The 18395-nt window shown below is 70.7% G+C and carries 18 protein-coding genes; 14 read left to right on the forward strand and 4 right to left on the reverse strand.

All coding sequences use genetic code 11. The annotated features are described in order from the left end of the window. The first annotated feature begins 58 nt into the window (after positions 1–58). The 4 genes from apaG to AC1RCS_RS13520 all read left to right on the forward strand — a co-directional run bounded on the left by apaG (position 59) and on the right by AC1RCS_RS13520 (position 5004). Entirely contained in the window at positions 59–466 is a 408-nt protein-coding gene (gene apaG, locus AC1RCS_RS13505) for a Co2+/Mg2+ efflux protein ApaG (RefSeq protein WP_218296781.1), read from the forward strand. Next, entirely contained in the window at positions 463–2460 is a 1998-nt protein-coding gene (locus tag AC1RCS_RS13510; protein ID WP_492245027.1) for a site-specific recombinase, read from the forward strand. The genes apaG and AC1RCS_RS13510 overlap by 4 nt, the downstream gene beginning before the upstream one ends. 166 nt (positions 2461–2626) lie before the next feature. Then, complete coding sequence (locus tag AC1RCS_RS13515) at positions 2627–3883, forward strand: cation:proton antiporter (protein ID WP_218296779.1); 1257 nt, start codon at positions 2627–2629, stop codon at positions 3881–3883. Next, positions 3880–5004: a YbdK family carboxylate-amine ligase gene (locus AC1RCS_RS13520; RefSeq protein ID WP_218296778.1), complete on the forward strand. Its 1125-nt coding sequence runs from the start codon at positions 3880–3882 to the stop codon at positions 5002–5004. The genes AC1RCS_RS13515 and AC1RCS_RS13520 overlap by 4 nt, the downstream gene beginning before the upstream one ends. A gap of 18 nt (positions 5005–5022) precedes the next feature. Here AC1RCS_RS13520 and AC1RCS_RS13525 read toward each other — a convergent pair whose 3' ends face one another. After that, on the reverse strand, positions 5023–5424 hold the full coding sequence (locus AC1RCS_RS13525) for a tautomerase family protein (protein ID WP_492245026.1): 402 nt from the start codon (positions 5422–5424) through the stop codon (positions 5023–5025). 338 nt (positions 5425–5762) lie between these two features. Between AC1RCS_RS13525 and AC1RCS_RS13530 the strand changes: the two genes are divergently transcribed. From AC1RCS_RS13530 to AC1RCS_RS13550, 5 genes are all read left to right on the forward strand, one after another. Further along, the gene (locus AC1RCS_RS13530; protein ID WP_492245025.1) at positions 5763–6659 is read left to right on the forward strand and encodes a LysR family transcriptional regulator; all 897 of its coding nucleotides are present in this window, start codon (positions 5763–5765) and stop codon (positions 6657–6659) included. Between the two features lie 109 nt (positions 6660–6768). Beyond that, complete coding sequence (gene thiL / locus AC1RCS_RS13535; RefSeq protein WP_492245024.1) at positions 6769–7752, forward strand: thiamine-phosphate kinase; 984 nt, start codon at positions 6769–6771, stop codon at positions 7750–7752. 127 nt (positions 7753–7879) lie between these two features. Next, positions 7880–8083, forward strand: a complete 204-nt coding sequence (locus tag AC1RCS_RS13540) for a YgaP family membrane protein (RefSeq protein WP_218296774.1) — start codon at positions 7880–7882, stop codon at positions 8081–8083. Between the two features lie 135 nt (positions 8084–8218). Beyond that, entirely contained in the window at positions 8219–8770 is a 552-nt protein-coding gene (locus AC1RCS_RS13545; protein WP_218341209.1) for an RNA polymerase sigma factor, read from the forward strand. Between the two features lie 95 nt (positions 8771–8865). Next, positions 8866–9219, forward strand: coding sequence for a hypothetical protein (locus tag AC1RCS_RS13550; RefSeq protein ID WP_218296772.1), 354 nt, complete (start codon positions 8866–8868; stop codon positions 9217–9219). A 124-nt stretch (positions 9220–9343) separates the two neighbouring features. Here the strand turns inward: AC1RCS_RS13550 and AC1RCS_RS13555 are convergent, their stop codons facing one another. Both AC1RCS_RS13555 and AC1RCS_RS13560 read right to left on the reverse strand, forming a co-directional pair. Next, the gene (locus AC1RCS_RS13555) at positions 9344–10522 is read right to left on the reverse strand and encodes an Acg family FMN-binding oxidoreductase (protein WP_492245023.1); all 1179 of its coding nucleotides are present in this window, start codon (positions 10520–10522) and stop codon (positions 9344–9346) included. Between the two features lie 39 nt (positions 10523–10561). Next, positions 10562–11602, reverse strand: a complete 1041-nt coding sequence (locus AC1RCS_RS13560) for an NAD-dependent epimerase/dehydratase family protein (RefSeq protein ID WP_492245022.1) — start codon at positions 11600–11602, stop codon at positions 10562–10564. A 135-nt stretch (positions 11603–11737) separates the two neighbouring features. Between AC1RCS_RS13560 and AC1RCS_RS13565 the strand changes: the two genes are divergently transcribed. The 4 genes from AC1RCS_RS13565 to AC1RCS_RS13580 all read left to right on the forward strand — a co-directional run bounded on the left by AC1RCS_RS13565 (position 11738) and on the right by AC1RCS_RS13580 (position 15591). Further along, positions 11738–12622, forward strand: a complete 885-nt coding sequence (locus AC1RCS_RS13565) for a LysR family transcriptional regulator (protein WP_218296769.1) — start codon at positions 11738–11740, stop codon at positions 12620–12622. A 67-nt stretch (positions 12623–12689) separates the two neighbouring features. Beyond that, positions 12690–14372 carry a DUF4139 domain-containing protein gene (locus AC1RCS_RS13570; RefSeq protein WP_492245021.1) on the forward strand — a complete coding sequence of 561 codons (1683 nt, stop codon included), beginning with the start codon at positions 12690–12692 and terminating at the stop codon, positions 14370–14372. A 164-nt stretch (positions 14373–14536) separates the two neighbouring features. Continuing rightward, entirely contained in the window at positions 14537–15067 is a 531-nt protein-coding gene (locus AC1RCS_RS13575; protein WP_492245020.1) for a phosphatidylglycerophosphatase A family protein, read from the forward strand. Then, the gene (locus AC1RCS_RS13580; protein WP_218296767.1) at positions 15064–15591 is read left to right on the forward strand and encodes a CinA family protein; all 528 of its coding nucleotides are present in this window, start codon (positions 15064–15066) and stop codon (positions 15589–15591) included. The genes AC1RCS_RS13575 and AC1RCS_RS13580 overlap by 4 nt, the downstream gene beginning before the upstream one ends. A gap of 140 nt (positions 15592–15731) precedes the next feature. On the opposite strand, the gene AC1RCS_RS13585 is transcribed toward AC1RCS_RS13580, so the two are convergent. Continuing rightward, complete coding sequence (locus AC1RCS_RS13585) at positions 15732–17003, reverse strand: IPTL-CTERM sorting domain-containing protein (protein WP_492245019.1); 1272 nt, start codon at positions 17001–17003, stop codon at positions 15732–15734. 436 nt (positions 17004–17439) lie between these two features. On the opposite strand from AC1RCS_RS13585, the gene AC1RCS_RS13590 reads away from it, so the two are divergent. Then, on the forward strand, positions 17440–18333 hold the full coding sequence (locus AC1RCS_RS13590; RefSeq protein ID WP_218296766.1) for an alpha/beta fold hydrolase: 894 nt from the start codon (positions 17440–17442) through the stop codon (positions 18331–18333). Positions 18334–18395 lie beyond the last annotated feature (62 nt).

Raw genomic sequence — 18395 nt, forward strand, 5'->3', positions numbered from 1 at the left:
CGCGCACTCAGGCCCCGGGCACGCGGGGTTTTTGCACCATTGGCTTACCATTCGCCCCATGCCAAAGTACCAGTTCGCCGTGGAGGTGCGCCCCGAATACCTGCCCGAGCAGTCCGCCCCGGACACCGGCGTGTTCAGCTTCGCCTACACGATCACCATCACCAATGCGGGGGAAGCGCCAGCACAGCTGATTTCGCGCCACTGGATCATCAGCGATTCCCGCGGCCACACCGAGGAGGTCAAGGGCCTGGGCGTGGTGGGCCACCAGCCGCTGCTCAAGCCCGGTGAATCGTTTCAGTACACCAGCGGATGCCGGCTGCGCACCGCCAGCGGCACCATGCACGGGACGTTCCACTGCGTGGCGGAGGACGGGGAGCCTTTCAACACGCCCGTGCCGCTCTTCGTGCTTGAAGCGATCAACCACGGCCCGTCGGGTGAGCCGCTGAGCGGTCGGGTGCTGCATTGAAGCGTGGCAAGACCACCCCGGACCTGGCCAGCCTGCTGTCGGCGCTGGATCCGGCAGCCGATCTCGCGCACCGCCACCTGTGGCTCATCCACCTGCTGGACTGGGTGCGGGGCGAGCGCGACTCCGTGGCCTCCGCCGTGGGCCGCGTGCAGCTCTTCCTGGATGCGGTGCAGGCACGGCCCGACATCCAGCTGCGGCTTCAGGCGTGGTGGGCCACGCTGGTCGACCAGGTGGACATCACCACCCTGCTGGCGGATTTCGGCTTCGCGCCCCGCACCGCGCTGGTCAGCGAGCTGGCCGAACGCCTGCGCACCAAGCTGCTGCCGGGCAGCCCTGAAACCATCGACGCGTCCGAGCTGTTCATGCTGGCCCTGCCCGGGGAGTTCGACGCGCAGTGGCTGTCGGCCCTGGAAGAAGCCCAGCTCACCCGCCTTGTGGCGCTGCTGGCGCCCCCCAGCACCGAAGGCAACCCGGGCACCTCGCGCTGGCAACGGGCCCTGCTGGATGCCATCACCTACTGCGCCGGACAGATTCTCTCCACGGGCTTCGCACCCGAGCTGCGCCTGCGCATGAGCGAATCCGCCCGCGAAGCCCAGCCCTTTCATGCCCTGATCCGCGACGTGGAAAGCCTGCGCGTGGAGGTGCTGCATGCGCTGCGCACTCCAGACCGGCTCAACGAGGCCGCGCAGCGCCTGCGCGAGCGGCTGGAGGCCTGCCGCGCCGCGGCCGCCACGGTCTACACCCATTTCGAGGACAACGGCATCTCCGTGGGCCTGGTCTTCCGCCTGCGGCAACTGCGCGAGCGCATCCTGCGCGTGCGCGAACTGCTGGACTGCCTGCTGTCGCCCAAGCCGTCCGTCACCGCCGCCCGGCTCATGGCGCGCCTGGTGATGGTGGGTCAGGAACGGCGCAGCCTGCGCGCCCTGCTGGCGTCCAACTCCTCGCTGCTGGCGGCCAAGGTGGTCGAGCGCAGCGCGGAAACCGGCGAACACTACATCACGCGCACCGCGGCCGAGTACCGGGCCATGGTCCGCAAGGCGGCAGGGGGCGGCGCGGTCATGGCCTTCACCACGCTGGCCAAGTTCGGCCTCTATGCGCTGGCGCTGTCCGCCTTCTGGGGCGGCTTCTGGGCGGGCGTGAACTACGCCGTCACGTTCGTGCTGATCCAGCTGCTGCACCTGACCGTGGCGACCAAGCAGCCCGCGATGACGGCGCCCGCCATGGCCGCAAAGCTCAAGGAGCTGGGCGCCAGCGACGCCATCGAGTCGTTCGTGGACGAGATCACGCACCTGGTGCGCTCCCAGGTGGCCGCCGTGCTGGGCAATGTGTTCGTGGTGTTCCCGGCGGTGCTCGGGCTGGCCATGCTGATCGCGCTGGCCACCGGCAGCCCGGCCATCAGCGAGCGCGAGGCAGCGCACGTGTTCGAGTCCCTGCACCTGCTGGGCCCGTCGCTGCTCTTCGCGGCATTCACCGGGGTGCTGCTGTTCGCTTCCAGCATCATCGCGGGCTGGACCGAGAACTGGTTCGTGCTCAACCGCCTGGACTCGGCCATGCACTACAACCCGCGCATCACCCGCATGCTGGGCACGGAGCGGGCCGCCCGCTGGGCGCGTTTCCTGCGCGAGAACCTCTCGGGCTTCGCGGCCAACATCTCGCTGGGCTTCATGCTGGGGCTCGTCCCGGCCTTTGCAGGGTTTTTCGGACTGGCCCTGGATGTGCGCCATGTCACACTGTCCACAGGCCAGGTGGGCGCGGCCAGCGCCGCGCTGGGCCTGGGAGTGCTGCACATGCCCGCCTTCTGGTGGGCCGTGGCGTCGCTTCCCTTGCTGGGCGCGCTGAATGTCACCGTCAGTTTCTACCTGGCCTTCAGCCTCGCGCTGCGCGCGCAGAACGTGAGCGGCGTGGACCGGTCGCGCATCTACGCGGCGATCCGCACGCGCATGCGTTCGGCGCCCCTGAGTTTTTTCATGCCCGAACGCCGCACCGCGCCCTGAGGCGCAGCGGCGGGTGGAACCAAGCGCCGCCCCTGTCCTACAGAGACGTTTTGTTTCCGCCTGTAAATTCAGGCCACGCCAGGCGCACCCCTTCCCCCGCGGAGGCGGTGTGCGCCCGCTCCTTCACACCGACGGGCCAGCCCGTCTGACGCAGAGGTCCCGAAACATGAATGAAATCCTGAGCTTCTGGGCGCAATGGCTGCGCCCCTCGGCCGGGTTGCCCACGGTGCAATGGTCGCTGCTGCTCGCGGTGGCGGCCATGGTGGGCTATCTCACGCAGCGCCACACCGGCCTGCCCAAGGTGCTGGGCTACTCGCTGGTGGGCACCGCCGCCGGGCTCGCAGGCTTCAGCGGCGCCGTGTGGCCGCTGCAGGGTATCGGCCTGTTCCTGCTGGAGCTGGGCATCGCCCTGGTGCTCTTTGAATGCGGTGGCCGCATCCCGCTGCGCTGGTTCCGCCACAACCCCATGGTGCTGGTGCAGAGCATTGCCGAATCCGTGCTGACCTACTTTGCCGTGTACTGGGTGCTGGTGTGGCTGAACCTGCCCCCGCAGGTGGCCGGGCCGCTGGCGCTGGTGGCCCTGGCGGCATCGCCCGCCGTGCTCACGCGCGTGGTGGCGGACACCCGCGCGGCCGGCCCGGTGACGGAGCGCGCCATCGTGCTCACCACCCTGTCCACCCTGTATGCGCTGACGCTGGGCAGCGCGAAGGCCGAGCTGATCAACCGCCAGAGCCTCACCGTGGTGGAGACCGTGTACCCGGTGATCGTGGTGCTGGGCGTTTCCATCGTGGTGGCGGCCGTGCTGGCGCTGGTCTTGCGCATGGCGCTGCGCTTCATGAGCCCCACGAGCGAGAACACCTCGATGCTGTTCCTCGCGCTGGTGGCGGCGGGCACCGCCGTGGCGGCGCACATGGGCGGTTCGGCGCCGCTGGCGGCGCTGCTGGGCGGCATGCTGCTCAAGCAGCTCAACCCGCGCCCCTGGGCATGGCCGCGCCAGCTGGGCAATGCGTCCTCGCTGCTGACCATGCTGATGTTCGTGCTGGTGTCCACCGTGGCCGCCCAGGCGGACTGGAGCGCGCCGGTGGCGGGCGTCGTGCTGGCACTGATCGCCGTGCGCCTGCTGGCCAAGGCCACGGGTGTCGCCCTGGGCAACGTGGGCAGCGGCGCCAGCTGGAAGCAGGCCCTGTGGGTGGGCTGCGCCATGACGCCGATGTCGTCCATCGCGCTGCTGATTGCCTCGCAGTTCGTGCTCGCCTCGCCCTCCACGGGCCACGTGATCGCCGGCGTGGCGCTGCCCGCCATCCTGCTCATGGAAGTGCTGGGCGCCGTGATCGCCACCGTGGCCATCTACCGCGCGGGCGAGAGCTCTAAACCCTGGGCGCCACTGACGACCCGTGGCCACAACGGAGACACCCCATCGTGAGTCTTGAAGCCTTCAACCATTCCGAACCGCTGACGCTGGGCGTCGAGCTGGAGCTGCAGCTCGTCAACACCAACGACTACGACCTGGCCCCCTATGCCGAGGACATGCTGCGCCTCATGAAGAAAACCCCGCTGCCCGGCAGCGTGGTGCCCGAGATGACGAACAGCATGATCGAGATCTCCACGGGCATCTGCCATTCCAGCAGCGAGGTGCTGGGCCAGCTCACGCCCATCCGCGACGCGCTGGTCAAGAGCGCCGACAAGCTCAACATCGCCGTGGTGGGCGGCGGCACGCACCCGTTTCAGCAATGGCACGAGCGGCGCATCTACGACAAGCCGCGCTTTCGCGAGCTGTCGGAGCTGTACGGCTACCTGTCCAAGCAGTTCACCATCTTCGGCCAGCACGTGCACATCGGCTGCCCCGATGCCAACGCCGCGCTGCTCATGCTGCACCGCATGTCGCGCTACATCCCGCACTTCATCGCGCTGTCGGCATCGAGCCCCTACGTGCAGGGGCAGGACACGGCGTTCGACTCGGCGCGCCTGAACTCGGTGTTCGCGTTTCCGCTCTCGGGCCGCGCCCCGCTGGCGCTCACGTGGGAGGACTTCACCGCCTACTTCGACAAGATGACCCGCACCGGCGTGGTCAAGAGCATGAAGGACTTCTACTGGGACATCCGCCCCAAGCCCGAGTTCGGCACCATCGAGATCCGCGTGTTCGACACCCCGCTCACCATCGAGCGCGCCGCCGCGCTGGCGGGCTACGTGCAGTCGCTGGGCGCCTGGTTTCTGGCCGAGCAGCCCTTCATGCCCACCGAGGACGACTACCTGGTCTACACCTACAACCGCTTCCAGGCCTGCCGCTTCGGCATGGACGCGGTGTACGTGGACCCGGCCACGGGCGACCACATGCCGCTGCGCGAGCACATCCTCAAGACCATGGACAAGATCGCCGGCCACGCCGCCGTGCAAGGCGCATCGAGCGCCATGCACATGCTGCGCACCGAGGTCGAAGCGGGCCAGAACGATGCGCGCTGGCTGCGCGAGCGCCAGCGCGAGGAGCAACTGCTGGCCGAGGTCAGCCGCCAGGCGGCGCAGCGCTTTCGCGGCGCCACGGCCTGATCCTGCGCGGCCCCGCCGTCACGCCGGCAGCACCGCCAGCTGACGCGAGCGCTGCGTGCGCCCGCCATGGCCCCAGTCGCTGGCGGGCAGCTCCCGCACCACCACGTAGCTGGCGGGGGCCAGCACGCCGTCCCCGGCCAACTGGCGCTGCAGCTCCGCGAACGCCGCCTGGATGAAGGCGGCCTTCTCTTCCTGCGTGTTCGTGCCCTGCGTGATGCTGATCTCCAGCAACGCCGTGGGCTGTTCGGCAGGTGCGCCGCCGATGTGCCAGCGCGCGGCGGGCAGGTCGTCGATGACCACCGCCGTCACCTCGCGGCGCTTGCCCAGCAGGTCCACCGTGAGGTCCGTCAGCGCGCCGGCCAGTTGCCGGTAGCGTTCGGGGTTTTGCAGCGGGGCCAGTTTCAGAACGAGGGTTGGCATGGTGCTGTCTTCCTTTCTTGCGGGGTGGGAGCAGCAGGGGACGGCGTGTTCAGCCCGGCGCTGCGCAAAACCCAAAGGCCCGCGCGCACCAGAGTGCGCGCCAGCCAGGCGTGGGCGTCACGAAGGGCCTGCTGGCGCAGCCGCAGCGCGTCGCGCCGGGCGCAATCGCGCAGCCTCTGGTACTCAGCGGGGTGCATGGGCTGGTGCATGGCGGTTCCTTTCGAGGGCTGTTTTGCAGGGCTTGAAGCCACTGTAGGCAGCCCCGGGCGCGGCGGAAACGGCCCACGGCGCAAGACCGTTTTGCGCGGATTGCAAGGCCCCGCCGTTACCATCGCCCCATGCGCGAGATCCGCTTTGAAGACATGCACCTGTTCGTGCGCGTGGCCGACCTGGGCTCGCTCTCGGCGGTGGCGCGCGAGCGCGGCGCGCCGGTGAGCCAGGTCTCGCGCACCCTGTCGCGCATCGAGCAAGCCTGCGGCGCGCGGCTGCTGCACCGCTCCACGCATGGCCTCGCGCCCACACCCGAGGGACTGACCTTCCTGGACTACTGCCGCCGCATCACGGGCACGCTCGACGAGCTGGAAGGCGAATTCGCCCACCAGAGCGGCCAGCCCCGTGGCTGGGTGCGCGTGGCGTCCAGCTCGGTCGTGGCCGAGCACCTGTTGATTCCGAGCTTTGACAGCCTGCAGCGGCAGCACCCGCAACTGCGCGTGGAGCTGCTGGTGGATGACCGCATGGCCGACATGGCGCGCGATGGCATCGACATCGCCATCCGCACCGCCCCCCCGCTGACCGACACCGTGGTGGCGCGCCCGCTGGGCACCTTGGCACGCGCCCTGTACGCCACGCCCGGCTACCTGCAGGCCCATGGCGCGCCAGAACACCCCGACGACCTGCACGCGCACCGCCTCATCGCCAACAGCGCGGTGGCTTTCCTGAACCATTGGCCCTTCCTCGTCGATGGAGAACCCCGCGTGCTGGTGGCCGAGGGCCACTGGCGCTCGGGCAGCACCGCCATCACGGCGCGCATGGCGCTGCAGGGCCTGGGTATTGCGCGCCTGGCCACGGTGGTGGCCGAGCCCCTCGTGCGCCAGGGCCTGCTGGCGCCCGTGCTCGCCGACTGCGTGGACCTGCAGCCCAGCCCGATCCATGCCATCACCCTCACCCGCAGGCACCGGCTGCCCAAGATCCAGGCCTGCATCGACCACTGGGCGCGGTGGTTTGACCCGCGCTAGCGCACCACCATGCCACGCTCTTTTTTGCTGCCGCACATGTTTTCTGATTTTTGGCCCTCCCCGGCCCACCATCCACACCGCACACACCCCATGACCACACGGCCCTGCCATGGGTGAGTTCGACCTGATCGCCCGCTACTTCACCCGCCCCGCGCGCCCCGGCGGCGCCGTGGCCCTGGGCGTGGGAGACGACTGCGCGCTGCTGGCGCCTGCGCCCGGCATGCAGCTGGCCATCTCCAGCGACATGCTGGTGGAGGGCCGCCACTTCTTTGCGGACGTGGACCCCGAGGCCCTGGGCCACAAGGCGCTGGCCGTGAACCTGTCGGACCTGGCGGCCTGTGGCGCGCGCCCGCTGGCGTTCACCCTCGCCCTGTCGTTGCCCCGGGTGGACGAGGCCTGGCTCGCGGGCTTCTCGCGCGGGCTGCTGGCGCTGGCCGACGCCCACGGCTGTGCGCTGGTGGGCGGCGACACCACGCAGGGCCCGCTCAATATCTGCATCACGGTATTTGGCGAGGTCCCCCCGGGCCAGGCCCTGCTGCGCAGCGGCGCACGGGCCGGCGACGACATCTATGTCAGCGGCACGCTGGGCGACGCCCGCCTGGCGCTGGAAGCCCTGCTGGGCCACGCCCCCCTGCCCGCCGGCGTGCTGGCCCGCGCGCGCCAGCGGCTGGAGCGCCCCACCCCGCGCGTGGCCCTGGGCCTGGCCCTGCGCGGGGTGGCCAGCAGCGCCATGGATGTGAGCGACGGGCTGCTGGGCGACCTGTCGCACATCCTCAAGGCCTCGGGCGTCGGGGCCCACATCGACACGCACACTACTTCAAAAATGATAGCATCCAGCGCTTACCCATCAAGCGCCAAAGGCCAAATTGGCTTGGAATTGATCCACCAATGCACGCTGGCAGGCGGCGACGACTATGAGCTGGCCTTCACCGCCCCGCCCGCACAGCGTGACGCCGTGGCCGCCGCGTCGCGGGCCAGCGGCACGCCCGTCACCCGCATCGGCACCGTGCGGGCCGAGCCCGGACTGCAGCTGCTGGACGCGCAGGGCCAGCCCATGGACAACCGCTACGCCTCGTTCGACCATTTCCGGTAACGGGCCCCGGCGGCCGGCGGCCACTTTTTTTCGCGGACCATGAATCCTTTGGCGAAACCAGCGGCTCTTGGTGGGGGGAGGCGCCCTGTGCTGGCACCTCCTTCAACCGACCAAGGAACCAATTCCCATGCTGTACCGCAAGAACATCACCCGCCCCGAAAGCCTGCTGCGCGTTGTGGGGGGCGTCGCCCTCATCGCTGCGGGGCTGTGGTGGCTGGCCGCATCCCCCTTGGGCCTGGCGCTGGCCGCCGCGGGCGTCGGCAGCATCCTGAGCGGCGCGTTGGGCTACTGCCCCGCCTGCGCCATGGTGGGCCGCAGGCCCGTGGAATGACATGAGACATTCCCCCCTCGAGTCGCTTCGCGCCTTCACCCCCCGCTCTCACGCTGCGCGCGGGCAGGGAGGCGCAGCCAGCGCGCCGGTCTCATGGGCTGCGGGTGGCGCAATGCACCGTGGAGAACTGAGAAGATGAGCCCGACCCAACCACTACCCACGCTCGCCCAGCTGCTGCCCGCGGCGCGCAGCGGCGACGCCGTGGCGATGGAGCAGCTGCTGCGCCTGACCCGCCCCGACATCCGCCGCTATGCGCTGCGCCACTGCGCGGCCACCACGGCCACCGACGACGTGGTGCAGGAGGCGCTCATCATCGTCTACCGCCGGGTGGGCGCGCTGCGCGAGGTGGCGGCGTTTGGCGGCTGGGTGGTGCGCATCGTGCAGCGGCTGTGCATGCGGCCCATGCTCGCGTGGCTCAAGGCCGAGCCCCTGGCGCAGGTGGAGGACACGCTGGCATGGTCGCACCGGCCCGACCACGAACTGCGCCACGACCTGGCCCTGGCCATCGACTCGCTGCCCCCCCTCTACCGCGACGCGCTGCTCCTGCGCGACTTCGAGGAGCTGACCATCGAGGAGATGGCCCAGCGCCTGGGCGTGACGCGCGAAGCGGCCAAGAGCCGCCTGCACCGCGCGCGGGCCCTGGTGCGGGAGTACCTTTCAGCGCCCGCCGGCACCCCGGGGCCTTGAGGCCAGGCGCCAAAGCGGCCGCGCTGCGCAATAGTTCACGCGGCGCCCTGCGGGCTTTTGCAACGCCAGGCCCGCAGCGTGCAACATCACGCCCCATGGCCTACACCTACCTGTTCTTTCAACCCGCCCGGCTGCCGCTGCGCACGGAGGACCTCTCGCCCGACACCGTGCTGGTGCTGCGCGACATCGAGCACATCAAGGCATCGCTCGCCCAGGTGCTGCCGGGGCTGGAATGGGCCCTGCCCACCTGGGGCCATGCCACGGTGCTGGGCCACGGGGTGGAGTTCCACCTTCCCGAGAACGTCTCCGAAGGCCCGCTGGCCATGCATTGCTCGCTGCGCACCGACTACACCGCATGGGTGCAGGCGCTGTGCGACACGCTGGGCTGGCTGGCCTTCGACGAAACGCCCATGTGCCTGCAGCCCCACGGGCCGCCCTTTCCCGCTTGACGCGCCGCGCGCGAAGCCCCGGTTCGACGCCGCCGCCCGGCGGGAACGGGAAGCCGCCCCGGCCCTCCAGCCAACCAGCCAACCAACCGGCAAACGGGCCTTCCTTGCGCGGCGACCGCCCCGCTCAGGCGCGCACGAACTGCGCCAGCGGCCGGCGCGGCGTGGCGGGCACCTCGCCCTGCGGGTAGCCGATGCGGCAGAACATCTGCACCGTGGCATCGTCCGCGCTGCGCGGCGCGGGCCGCCCCAGCACCAGCTGGTGCACGCGCTCGTAGTGCGACGCCATCTCGGCGAACTCCTGCAGCGCCTGGCTCATGGGGTGCATGCCCACGCCCAGCGCCGTGGCCCGCAGTTGCAGGCGCGCGTAGGCCCGGCCCGCCTGGACCTGGTCGGCGCGCGTGTTGCCGCCCGCGATCCACACAAAACCCATGGCCGTGCGGCTGTGGCCTTCGAAGCGGCCCATCGCGCTCTTGTAGGCCGCGCTGCCTTCGGCGGGCGGCGCCGTGCGGTCGAACATGCCCAGCGCCGCCACCGCCCGCACGAAGGGCGAGTTCAGGGAGATGCCGTCGCGGTGGCGCAGGATTTCGGAGGGGCCCACGCGCGTGAGGTGGATGCTCTCCATCATCGTGCGCGGGGTGAGCAGCTCGACCTGTGCGGATTCCCAGCACAGCGCGCGCAGCGGCCCCAGGCGGGCATCGTCCACCGTTCCCCCGGCCTGCAGCGGCGCCCCGGGGCGCTGGCTGGCCAGCAGCGCGGCCAGCACCTCGGACGCCACGGGGCGGGCCGTGTCGAAGTCGCTCTTGGGCGTGCGGCGCTGCAGCACCTGCGCAAACAGCGGATCGGGCTGGCCCGCGGGCTGGAGGGTGACACGCGCCACGGGCCGGTCGTCCCAGGCGGTCAGCGCCTCGGGCAGCGGGCCCTGCGGCCACAGCTGCACCTCGCTGCCCGCGCCTTGCTGCGCCAATGCCAGCACCAGCAGCTCCAGGAACGCCCCGTGGCCGATCAGGATCTGTCGGCCCAGCGGGTCGGTGTGCGGCAGCACGCGCTCGCGGTCGGTGCGCAGGGTGATCACGCCGTCCTCGCGCAGGTCCACCACCCAGGGCTGCAGGTTGTGCGGGTTCGGCGCGGTGATGGCGTAGGCCACGGCGCGGCGGCGCACCTCGGTCTCGCCCACGGGGCCCTGCCAGGCCTCGACCGCCTCGGCGGGGTAGTGCGGGCCGGCCACGCCACACGCGGCCAGCGTGCCCGTGGCGGCGGCGATGGTGCCACCACCGGCCAATCGAATGAAGTTGCGGCGATGCATGGAGACGCTCCTTGGAGGGGTGAGAAAGACAGACACGGGTCAGGCCAGCGCGGCACGGCGCGCCTGCGGCGCCAGCAGCCCCAGGTCGGCGAGCGCCTGGCGTACGGCCTGGTCGAAGGGCGTGTGGGGTTCATCGCCGATGAGCGCGCGCAGGCGCGTGTTGTCCAGCCGGTGCGGCGTGCTCCACAGGTAGCGCATGGCCGCCAGCGCGGCGAACGTGGGCGCCACGGCGCCCGCGATGCGCAGCAGCGGCCAGGGCAGCCGCCCTACCCGCAGCGCGCCGGCATCGGGCAGCCAGCCCTGTTCCGCGGCAATGGCCGTGAAGCTGTGCAGCCATTGCCGGGCGCTGGCGTGGTGCCCCGCGAAATGCAGGCATTCAAAGGCGGCCAGGCGATGCCGCTCCTGGGCCACGCGCACGAAGGCACGCGCCAGGTCGGGCAGGTAGGCCCAGGGTGTGGCCACGTCCAGCGGGCCGGGCCAGGTGATGCGGCCCCGGGGCAGCTCCCTGGCGATGGCCTGGTCGAGCCAGCTGCCCGTGCCGCTGCCAAAGAAGTCGCCCGCGCGCACCACCACCGCCCGCAGTCCGCCGTCCCGCGTGGCGGCGGCCAGGCGCTGCTCGAGCTGCACGCGCAGGCGGCCCTTGAAACCGGTGGCGGCCTGGGGCGTGTCCTCGTGCAGCACGGCGGGCATGCCCTCGCCGAAGTTGTAGACGTTCCCGGGCAGCATGAGCGTGGCGCCCAGCGTGCGCGTGACGGCGACCGCCGCCTCCATGAGGGCGGGCGCCTCGTCGCGCCAGGCCTTGTGCGTGTAGGCCGGGTTGAGCGCATGCACCACCACCTGGGCGCCCCGGGCCTGCGCCGCCAGCGCGGGGGTGTCCTGCACCGCCGCGGGCAGCCACCACACGCCGGGGATGGCCGGCAGCGCCGCTCCCTGGGCGCCCGGCCGCACCTGCGCCAGCACCTGCCAGCCCGCCTGGGCGAAAGCGCGGGCGGCGGCCTGCCCCAGGCGGCCCCGGCCTCCAAGGATCAGCACGGTGGAAGCCGCCGGGGCGGCGGTGCTGGGCGTGGCGCTGGTGGTCATTGGGGGCCTTTGTGAAAAGAAGGAATGGGGTGATTGTGGAAATGCGCGGCGAACTACACAATTGCCTAACTTTTCATATCAGCAATTCATTTTTGAATAGCAAGGCCCGCAGAAACCGGAGCACGCCGCAGCCCCATGAATCAGACCTTCGACTGGAGCCTGGTGCAGTCCTTCCTGGCCGCGCTCGACCAGGGCAGCCTGCTGGGCGCGGCGCGCGTGCTGAACGCGAGCCAGCCCACCATCGGCCGCCACATCGCCGAGCTGGAGGCACAGTTGGGCGTGGTGCTGTTCGAGCGCACCGGGCGCGGGCTGCTGCCCACGGCCACGGCGCTCCAGCTGGCCGAATCGGCGCGCGCGATGGAGGCCGGCGCGCACCAGCTCGCGCGCAGCGTGTCGGGCGCGCAGGCCGGGGTGAGCGGCACCGTGCGCATCACCGCCAGCCAGCCCGTGGCCTGCGCGCTGCTGCCCCCCGTGCTCGCGCGCATGCGGCAGGCGCTGCCCGAGGTGCAGGTGGAGCTGGTGGCCAGCAACGAGGTCACCAACCTGCTGCGCCGCGAGGCCGACATCGCGCTGCGCATGGTGCGCCCCAGCCAGGCCAGCCTGGTGGCCAGGCGCATCGGGGCGGTGACCCTGGGCGCCTACGCCCACCGCGACTACCTGCGCCGCAAGGGCGTGCCGCGCCAGCCGGCCGACCTGCTTCAGCACGAGCTGATCGGGAACGACCGGCACGAGGACATTCCGCAGGGCTTCGCGGCCATGGGCTACCCGGTGGAACGCCAGCATTTCGCCTTCCGCACCGACGATCTCATGGCCTACTGGGCGGCCGTGCGCGCGGGCCTGGGCATCGGCTTCGTCGGCCGCTACCTGGCCCGCACCGATCCCGAGGTGGTGGCCGTGCTGCCCCTGCTGCCCCTGCCCGAGCTGCCCATCTGGCTCACTGTCCACCGCGAGATCCGCACCAGCAGCAGAATCCGCGCCGTGTATGACTTCCTGGCGCACGAGGTCCCGGGGATGCTGTGAGCATCCGGCAACGCCACACGGCTGCTAGCATCCCATTTCCGTTTGTCCACCGCGCCCGAGGAACCCCGTGATCCACTTCCCCATCGCCCTGCGCTTGCGCGCTCCACGCCCGCTGCGGCACGCGTGCCTGGCCTGCCTGGCCGTGCTGTGCAACGCGGCCCCGGCGGCCCTGGCCCAGGACACCTCGCGCATCACGCGCGTCACCGTCTATCCGGGCAGCGCCACCGTGGAGCGCGTGGCCAAGGTGCCCGCCGGCGCGCGCAGCCTCACGCTGGCCTGCCTGCCCGCGTCGCTGGATGCGCAAAGCCTGCAGATCAACGCCGACCCCGGCGTGCGGGTGGGCGAGTTCAATGTGCTCACCGAAGACCGCGATGTGGTGGCCGCCTGCGCCAGCCCCCTGGACGGCCGCATCCGCGAGCTGGAGGACCAGATCGCCGGCGTGAAGGCCGAGGCCTCGGCGCTGCAGCTGGTGGATAGCTACCTGCGCGGCGTGGCCCACGCGGGGCCCGCCCCCGGCGATGCGGCGGCGGCGGGCCGCACCGGCGGCCTCGCCCCCGCACCCGCACCCGCGCAGATCACCGCGACGGCCGAGGTGCTGCGCAAGTCCGGGCAGGACAGCTTTGCGCGCGCGCACCAGCTCCAGCGCAAGCAGGAATCGCTGGAACTGGCGCTCAAGCCCCTGGTGGCCGAGCGCGAGCGCGTGGCCAGCCAGCGCGCGCGCGTGGTGTCGGTCACCATCAACCTCGCCACCGAGCGCGAGGCCGAGCTGCGCCTGTCCTACCAGGTGCGCGGCCCGGGCTGGCAGCCCACCTACCGCGCCACGCTGGACGCCGGCCAAGCCAAGGTGCTGGTCGAGCGCCAGGCGCTGGTGGCGCAAAACAGCGGCGAGGACTGGGGCAACGTGCAGCTGACCCTTTCCACCGGCCAGCCCGGCCGCGCCACCCAGGGCCGCCTGCCGCGCGCCTGGACGCTGGACGTGGCACCGCCGCCGCAGCCCGTGGCCGCGGCGGCCCCCATGATGGCCATGGCCCCGCCCGCCCCCGCGCCCGCGGCCCGCGCGCGCAATGTGGCCGAGGAGGCCATGCCCACGTTCGACGTGAGCGCCACCGACAAGGGTTTCGCCACCGAATTCGCGGTGCCGCAGCGCATCACCGTGCCATCGAGCGGCCAGCGCGTGACGCTGGCGCTGGGCAGCCACGCCGCGCCCGCCACGCTGATCACCCGCACGGCCCCCGCCGTGGAAGAAGCCGCCTACCTGGTGGCCGACATCGCCCAGCCGCCCGGCGTGTGGCCCGCGGGCCCGGCGGGCCTGTACCGCGACGGCGCGTTCGTGGGCAGCGGGCGCATCGACTTCGGCACGCCCAGCCCGGGCGCTCCGGCGGGCAGCACCAGCCTGTCGTTCGGCCGCGATGAGCTGGTCACGGTGCGGGCCGAGCCCGCGCAGGACCTGACCGGCAGCACGGGCTTCACCGGCTCGCGCACCGAGCGCAAGACCCGCCGCGCCTACAGCGTGGAAAACCGCCACAAGACCGGCATCACGCTGCAGGTGCTGCATGCCGCGCCGGTCTCGCGCAACGAGAAGATCGAGGTCGAATCGCGCTACCAGCCCCAGCCCGCCGACATGGCCTGGAACCGCACGCCCGGCACCGTGGCCTGGCAGCAGGCCCTGGGCGCGGGCGCCACGGCGCAGTTCAGCGCCGAGCACACGATCCGGTATCCCAAGGATGTGGAGCTGCAAGAGCGCCAGTAAATGATGAGGCACCCCCTGAGGCGCTTCGCGCCGTCACCCCTCTCTCGCTGCGCGGGAAGGGGACGCACCCGGTGGCCTGGCAAAGCCAGTTTCACAGGTACGCTGGCCTTGTGCGCGCCAGCTCCATACCCCGTGGGTTGCACGAAGCACCGTTGATTGTTGATATGACCCCCAGCTCTCCTTCCGCCCACACACCCGCCCCCCGGCGCCCCACCGTGGCGTTCATGTTTTCTCACCCGGCCCACTTCATCGCCCTGGGTTTTGGCGCCGGGCTGTCGCGCGTGGCGCCGGGCACCGTGGGCACGCTGTGGGCCTGGCTGAGCTACCTGGTGCTGCAGCAATGGCTGTCGCCCCAGCACATGGGCCTGCTGATTGCAGGGAGCACCGTGGTGGGCTGGTGGGCCTGCACCACCACCGCCCGCAACATGGCAGTGGCCGACCCCGGCAGCATCGTGTGGGACGAGATCGTGGCCTTCTGGCTGGTGCTCTGGCTGGCCATGCCCATGGGCTGGTGGGGGCAGCTCGCGGCATTCGCGCTGTTCCGCTTCTTCGATGCCGCCAAGCCCGGCCCCGTGGGCTGGGCCGACAGCCTGTTCAAGGGCTTTGGCTGGCGCGGCGGCTGGGGTATCTTGTGGGACGACTTTGTGGCAGCCTTCTGCACGCTGCTGGCCATTGCACTGTGGAGGTTCCTATGACAACCGCATCGCTATCGAATGAAGAGCTGCTGGCGCTTGATACATCAGCGCTGGAGGCCAATTTGACGCAAATTTCCCTGCGGCTGCTGAAACACAGCCACCTGCTGGCCACCGCCGAGAGTTGCTCGGGCGGCATGATCGCGGCGGCCTGCACCGACCTGGCGGGCTCCAGCCAGTGGTTCGAGCGTGGTTTTGTCACCTACTCCAACACCGCCAAGGTCGACATGCTGGGTGTGCCCGCCGCCCTGATCGAACAGGACGGCGCCGTGAGCGAGTCCGTGGCCCGCGCCATGGCCGACGGGGCGCTCACCCATTCCCAGGCGCAGGTCAGCCTGGCCGTGACCGGCGTGGCCGGCCCCACGGGCGGCAGCGATGCCAAGCCCGTGGGCACGGTGTGGTTTGCCTGGTGCGTGAATGGCGAAACCCACAGCGAGATGCAGCACTTTGCGGGCGACCGCGCCGCCATCCGCACGGCCACGGTGCGCTATGCGCTGCAGCGGCTGCTGGCCTGGTTGCCCGCCTGAGGCGGCGTTGCCTTGCGCCGCCTCACGTCGTCTCACGCCGTTGATTCGCGTTGCCGCGGTACCGCACTGCCTGCGGCTTCCGCTTGGGCTATACGGTTGAACGCACATCCGCATGAGACGGCGCCCGCAGGCGGGTCGGCCTATGCGCGGCCGCGAAAAACACCGCGCCGCCTTGCAGGGATCGCTGCCAGCCCGAGCAGACCTGCCAGCAGCACCAGCCCCCACGACGCAAGCGTGGGCACGGCCATGGCCGCCCCCAGAGCCACGGCAAACACCCCCGACAGCAGGCCCAGGTTCTGCGGATTGCCGTGGGCGTCGCGCGCTCCCGTCACCTGCACGTCGACCGCCGGGAGCACCAGATTGCCCGCGCCCACGGTGAAGCTCTGCACGTAGTGCGTGCTGTCCGTCCAGCTGCCGCCCGTGGGCGTCAGTACGGCAGCCAGGCCCGGCTGGTTGGGGAAGCTCAACACCGGCGTGCTGGCGGTGTCCATGGGTTCGCTGAAAGTGATCGTCAGCGTGAAGAGCTCCCCGGCGCGCAGAATGCTGCCGCCCCGCTGCGTGGTCAGGTCGCTGCGCAATACGGCGGTGCTGGGCGCGACCGCCAGGACGCTGGGGTTCCTGGTGTCGATGCTGAACACGCCCGTGAGTTCGAAATCGGTGTTCTTGTTGTCGGGGTCGTCCTTGCGCCCCACGCCGCCGGCGATCAGCACGTTGATGCTGTCGAACTGCTCGTCGCCATCGGCAATCGTCCAGGTCACTATGTAGCGGTTGCGGTTCGCCCATGTGGATGTGACATTGCCGAGCGTGAGCGGCGTGCCACCCGTGTTGGTGAACACCAGGTTCGTGCACAGATAGTTGAGCAGCACCCCATTGGGGCACCCGCCATAGTCGCTGGCAATGTCATACCGGATAACGAATGTGACGGTTTTCCCGATGTCGGCGTCGGTGAGGACATGGCCGCTGCCGGCCGGGTGCACCAGGATGCCGCCATCGATGACACCCTTCATATCGACGACATGCGGGGGAGGGATGAAGACAATCTCGAACACGTCGGCCTGAAAGCCGGGGGACTGGACCGCGCCCACGGTGTCCTTCGCGCCGCTGACCGCCACGTCCACCGGGCTGATGTTCACGACCATGCTGGCGGTGCCATAGTTCTGCCGGAACGTCGTGGCATCGAGCCAGGTCGAGGTGGTGGGCACCAGAAACGCCCCGGGGTCTTCACCCGCCGTGGGAAACGAGATGACCGGAGTGACGGCGGTGTCCATGGCGACGTCGTAGGTCACCGTCAAATGAAAGGCGTCACCGCCCGACACCGGGGAGTCGCTGGGCACGACCGATACCATCGCCGGAGCCGCCAGCACAAACGGTGCCGCCAGGCACAGGCACCACGGCAGCAGCAGCCGTGCCATCAGCCGGCCCCGCCCCCTTGAAATCACGCCCACCCCAAGCCCCGCCCCGCCTGTACAGGCCATCTCTGTCGTACCCACAACCATTCCTTTTTCGGCCCACAGGGCCTGTTTCTTTTTTTCGCGCCGAGCACCTTGCCGAACCACCGGTGGAATTCAGAATCTGCGAGGGAAAACCCGGTGCCACGCGGGGCTGCCGCGCACCGCGCCCCAGGCTGCTGCCGGCTGCATGCGGACACCCCGGGGTGCCACCGCGCGAGCCGGCCGCCAGTGTAACTTTACGTAAGCAAAGACGATCCGGCGGCGGGCCGGGGCGCGAGGTGGGGCACCCGGTCGCCAAGGCGCCTCGCGCGCGCCCACCACCGCGTCCACCGCCAGCGCGCTCTTGCAGTGCAGCGCTGCGGTGTAGCATGGGCGCACCTCATTCGCGGCGCACACCATGCACTGGTTCCAAGGATTCAACACCCAACGTATCGCCACGGGCGGGGCAGATATCTTTGTGCGCACGGGCGGCAACGCCGAGGGGCCGCCGCTCTTGCTGCTGCACGGCTTTCCGCAAACGCATGCGCTGTGGCACCGCGTGGCGCAGCAACTGCAGCACGACTACTTTTTGGTGATGCCCGATTTGCGCGGCTATGGCGACTCGTCGCACGCCCCCGGCCTGCCCGGCCACGCCAACTACAGCAAACGCGCGATGGCGCAGGACATGGCCGAGGTCATGACGGCGCTGGGCCATGAGGCGTTCTTCCTGTGCGGCCACGACCGGGGCGGCCGCGTGGCGCACCGCCTGGCGCTGGACCACGCGGCGCGCGTGCGCAGGCTGTGCGTGATCGACATCGCGCCCACGCTCGACATGTACGCCCGCACCGACATGGATTTCGCGCGGGCCTACTACCACTGGTTCCACCTGATCCAGCCCGCGCCGCTGCCCGAGACCATGATCGGCGGCAACGCGCGCGCCTACCTGCACGCCAAGCTGGGCGGCTGGGGCAGCGCGGGCCTGGCCCACATCGAACCCCAGGCCCTGGCCGACTACGAGCGCTGCTTTTGCACGCCCGAGGCCATCCACACCGCGTGCGAGGACTACCGCGCCAGCGCGGGCATCGACCTGGACCACGACCGCACGGGCCGCGCGCAGGGCGAGAAGATCGCCTGCGACACGCTGGTGCTGTGGGGCGAGCACGGCGTGGTGCACCGGCTGTTCGATCCGCTGGCGCTGTGGCAGGCGCAGTGCGCGGGCGCCGTGACCGGCCAGGCCGTGCCCGCCGGGCACTTCATCCCCGAGCAATTGCCCGAGGCCACGGCCGGCGCGCTGCGCGCCTTCATGCGCTGACGGCGCGGGCCCGGGCCGCGCACGGACCACAATCGCCGCGGCAGGCGTGCATTTGTTCACGC

It is taken from the genome of Acidovorax sp. GW823-FHT01C06 (assembly GCF_058798375.1).

Coding starts and splice junctions, on each gene's coding strand:
- apaG (WP_218296781.1), top strand. CDS start 59: ATGCCAAAGTACCAGTTCGCCGTGGAGGTGCGCCCCGAATACCTGCCC.
- AC1RCS_RS13515 (WP_218296779.1), top strand. CDS start 2,627: ATGAATGAAATCCTGAGCTTCTGGGCGCAATGGCTGCGCCCCTCGGCC.
- AC1RCS_RS13525 (WP_492245026.1), bottom strand. CDS start 5,424: ATGCCAACCCTCGTTCTGAAACTGGCCCCGCTGCAAAACCCCGAACGC.
- AC1RCS_RS13530 (WP_492245025.1), top strand. CDS start 5,763: ATGCGCGAGATCCGCTTTGAAGACATGCACCTGTTCGTGCGCGTGGCC.
- thiL (WP_492245024.1), top strand. CDS start 6,769: ATGGGTGAGTTCGACCTGATCGCCCGCTACTTCACCCGCCCCGCGCGC.
- AC1RCS_RS13540 (WP_218296774.1), top strand. CDS start 7,880: ATGCTGTACCGCAAGAACATCACCCGCCCCGAAAGCCTGCTGCGCGTT.
- AC1RCS_RS13545 (WP_218341209.1), top strand. CDS start 8,219: ATGAGCCCGACCCAACCACTACCCACGCTCGCCCAGCTGCTGCCCGCG.
- AC1RCS_RS13550 (WP_218296772.1), top strand. CDS start 8,866: ATGGCCTACACCTACCTGTTCTTTCAACCCGCCCGGCTGCCGCTGCGC.
- AC1RCS_RS13555 (WP_492245023.1), bottom strand. CDS start 10,522: ATGCATCGCCGCAACTTCATTCGATTGGCCGGTGGTGGCACCATCGCC.
- AC1RCS_RS13560 (WP_492245022.1), bottom strand. CDS start 11,602: ATGACCACCAGCGCCACGCCCAGCACCGCCGCCCCGGCGGCTTCCACC.
- AC1RCS_RS13565 (WP_218296769.1), top strand. CDS start 11,738: ATGAATCAGACCTTCGACTGGAGCCTGGTGCAGTCCTTCCTGGCCGCG.
- AC1RCS_RS13575 (WP_492245020.1), top strand. CDS start 14,537: ATGACCCCCAGCTCTCCTTCCGCCCACACACCCGCCCCCCGGCGCCCC.
- AC1RCS_RS13580 (WP_218296767.1), top strand. CDS start 15,064: ATGACAACCGCATCGCTATCGAATGAAGAGCTGCTGGCGCTTGATACA.
- AC1RCS_RS13585 (WP_492245019.1), bottom strand. CDS start 17,003: ATGGCACGGCTGCTGCTGCCGTGGTGCCTGTGCCTGGCGGCACCGTTT.
- AC1RCS_RS13590 (WP_218296766.1), top strand. CDS start 17,440: ATGCACTGGTTCCAAGGATTCAACACCCAACGTATCGCCACGGGCGGG.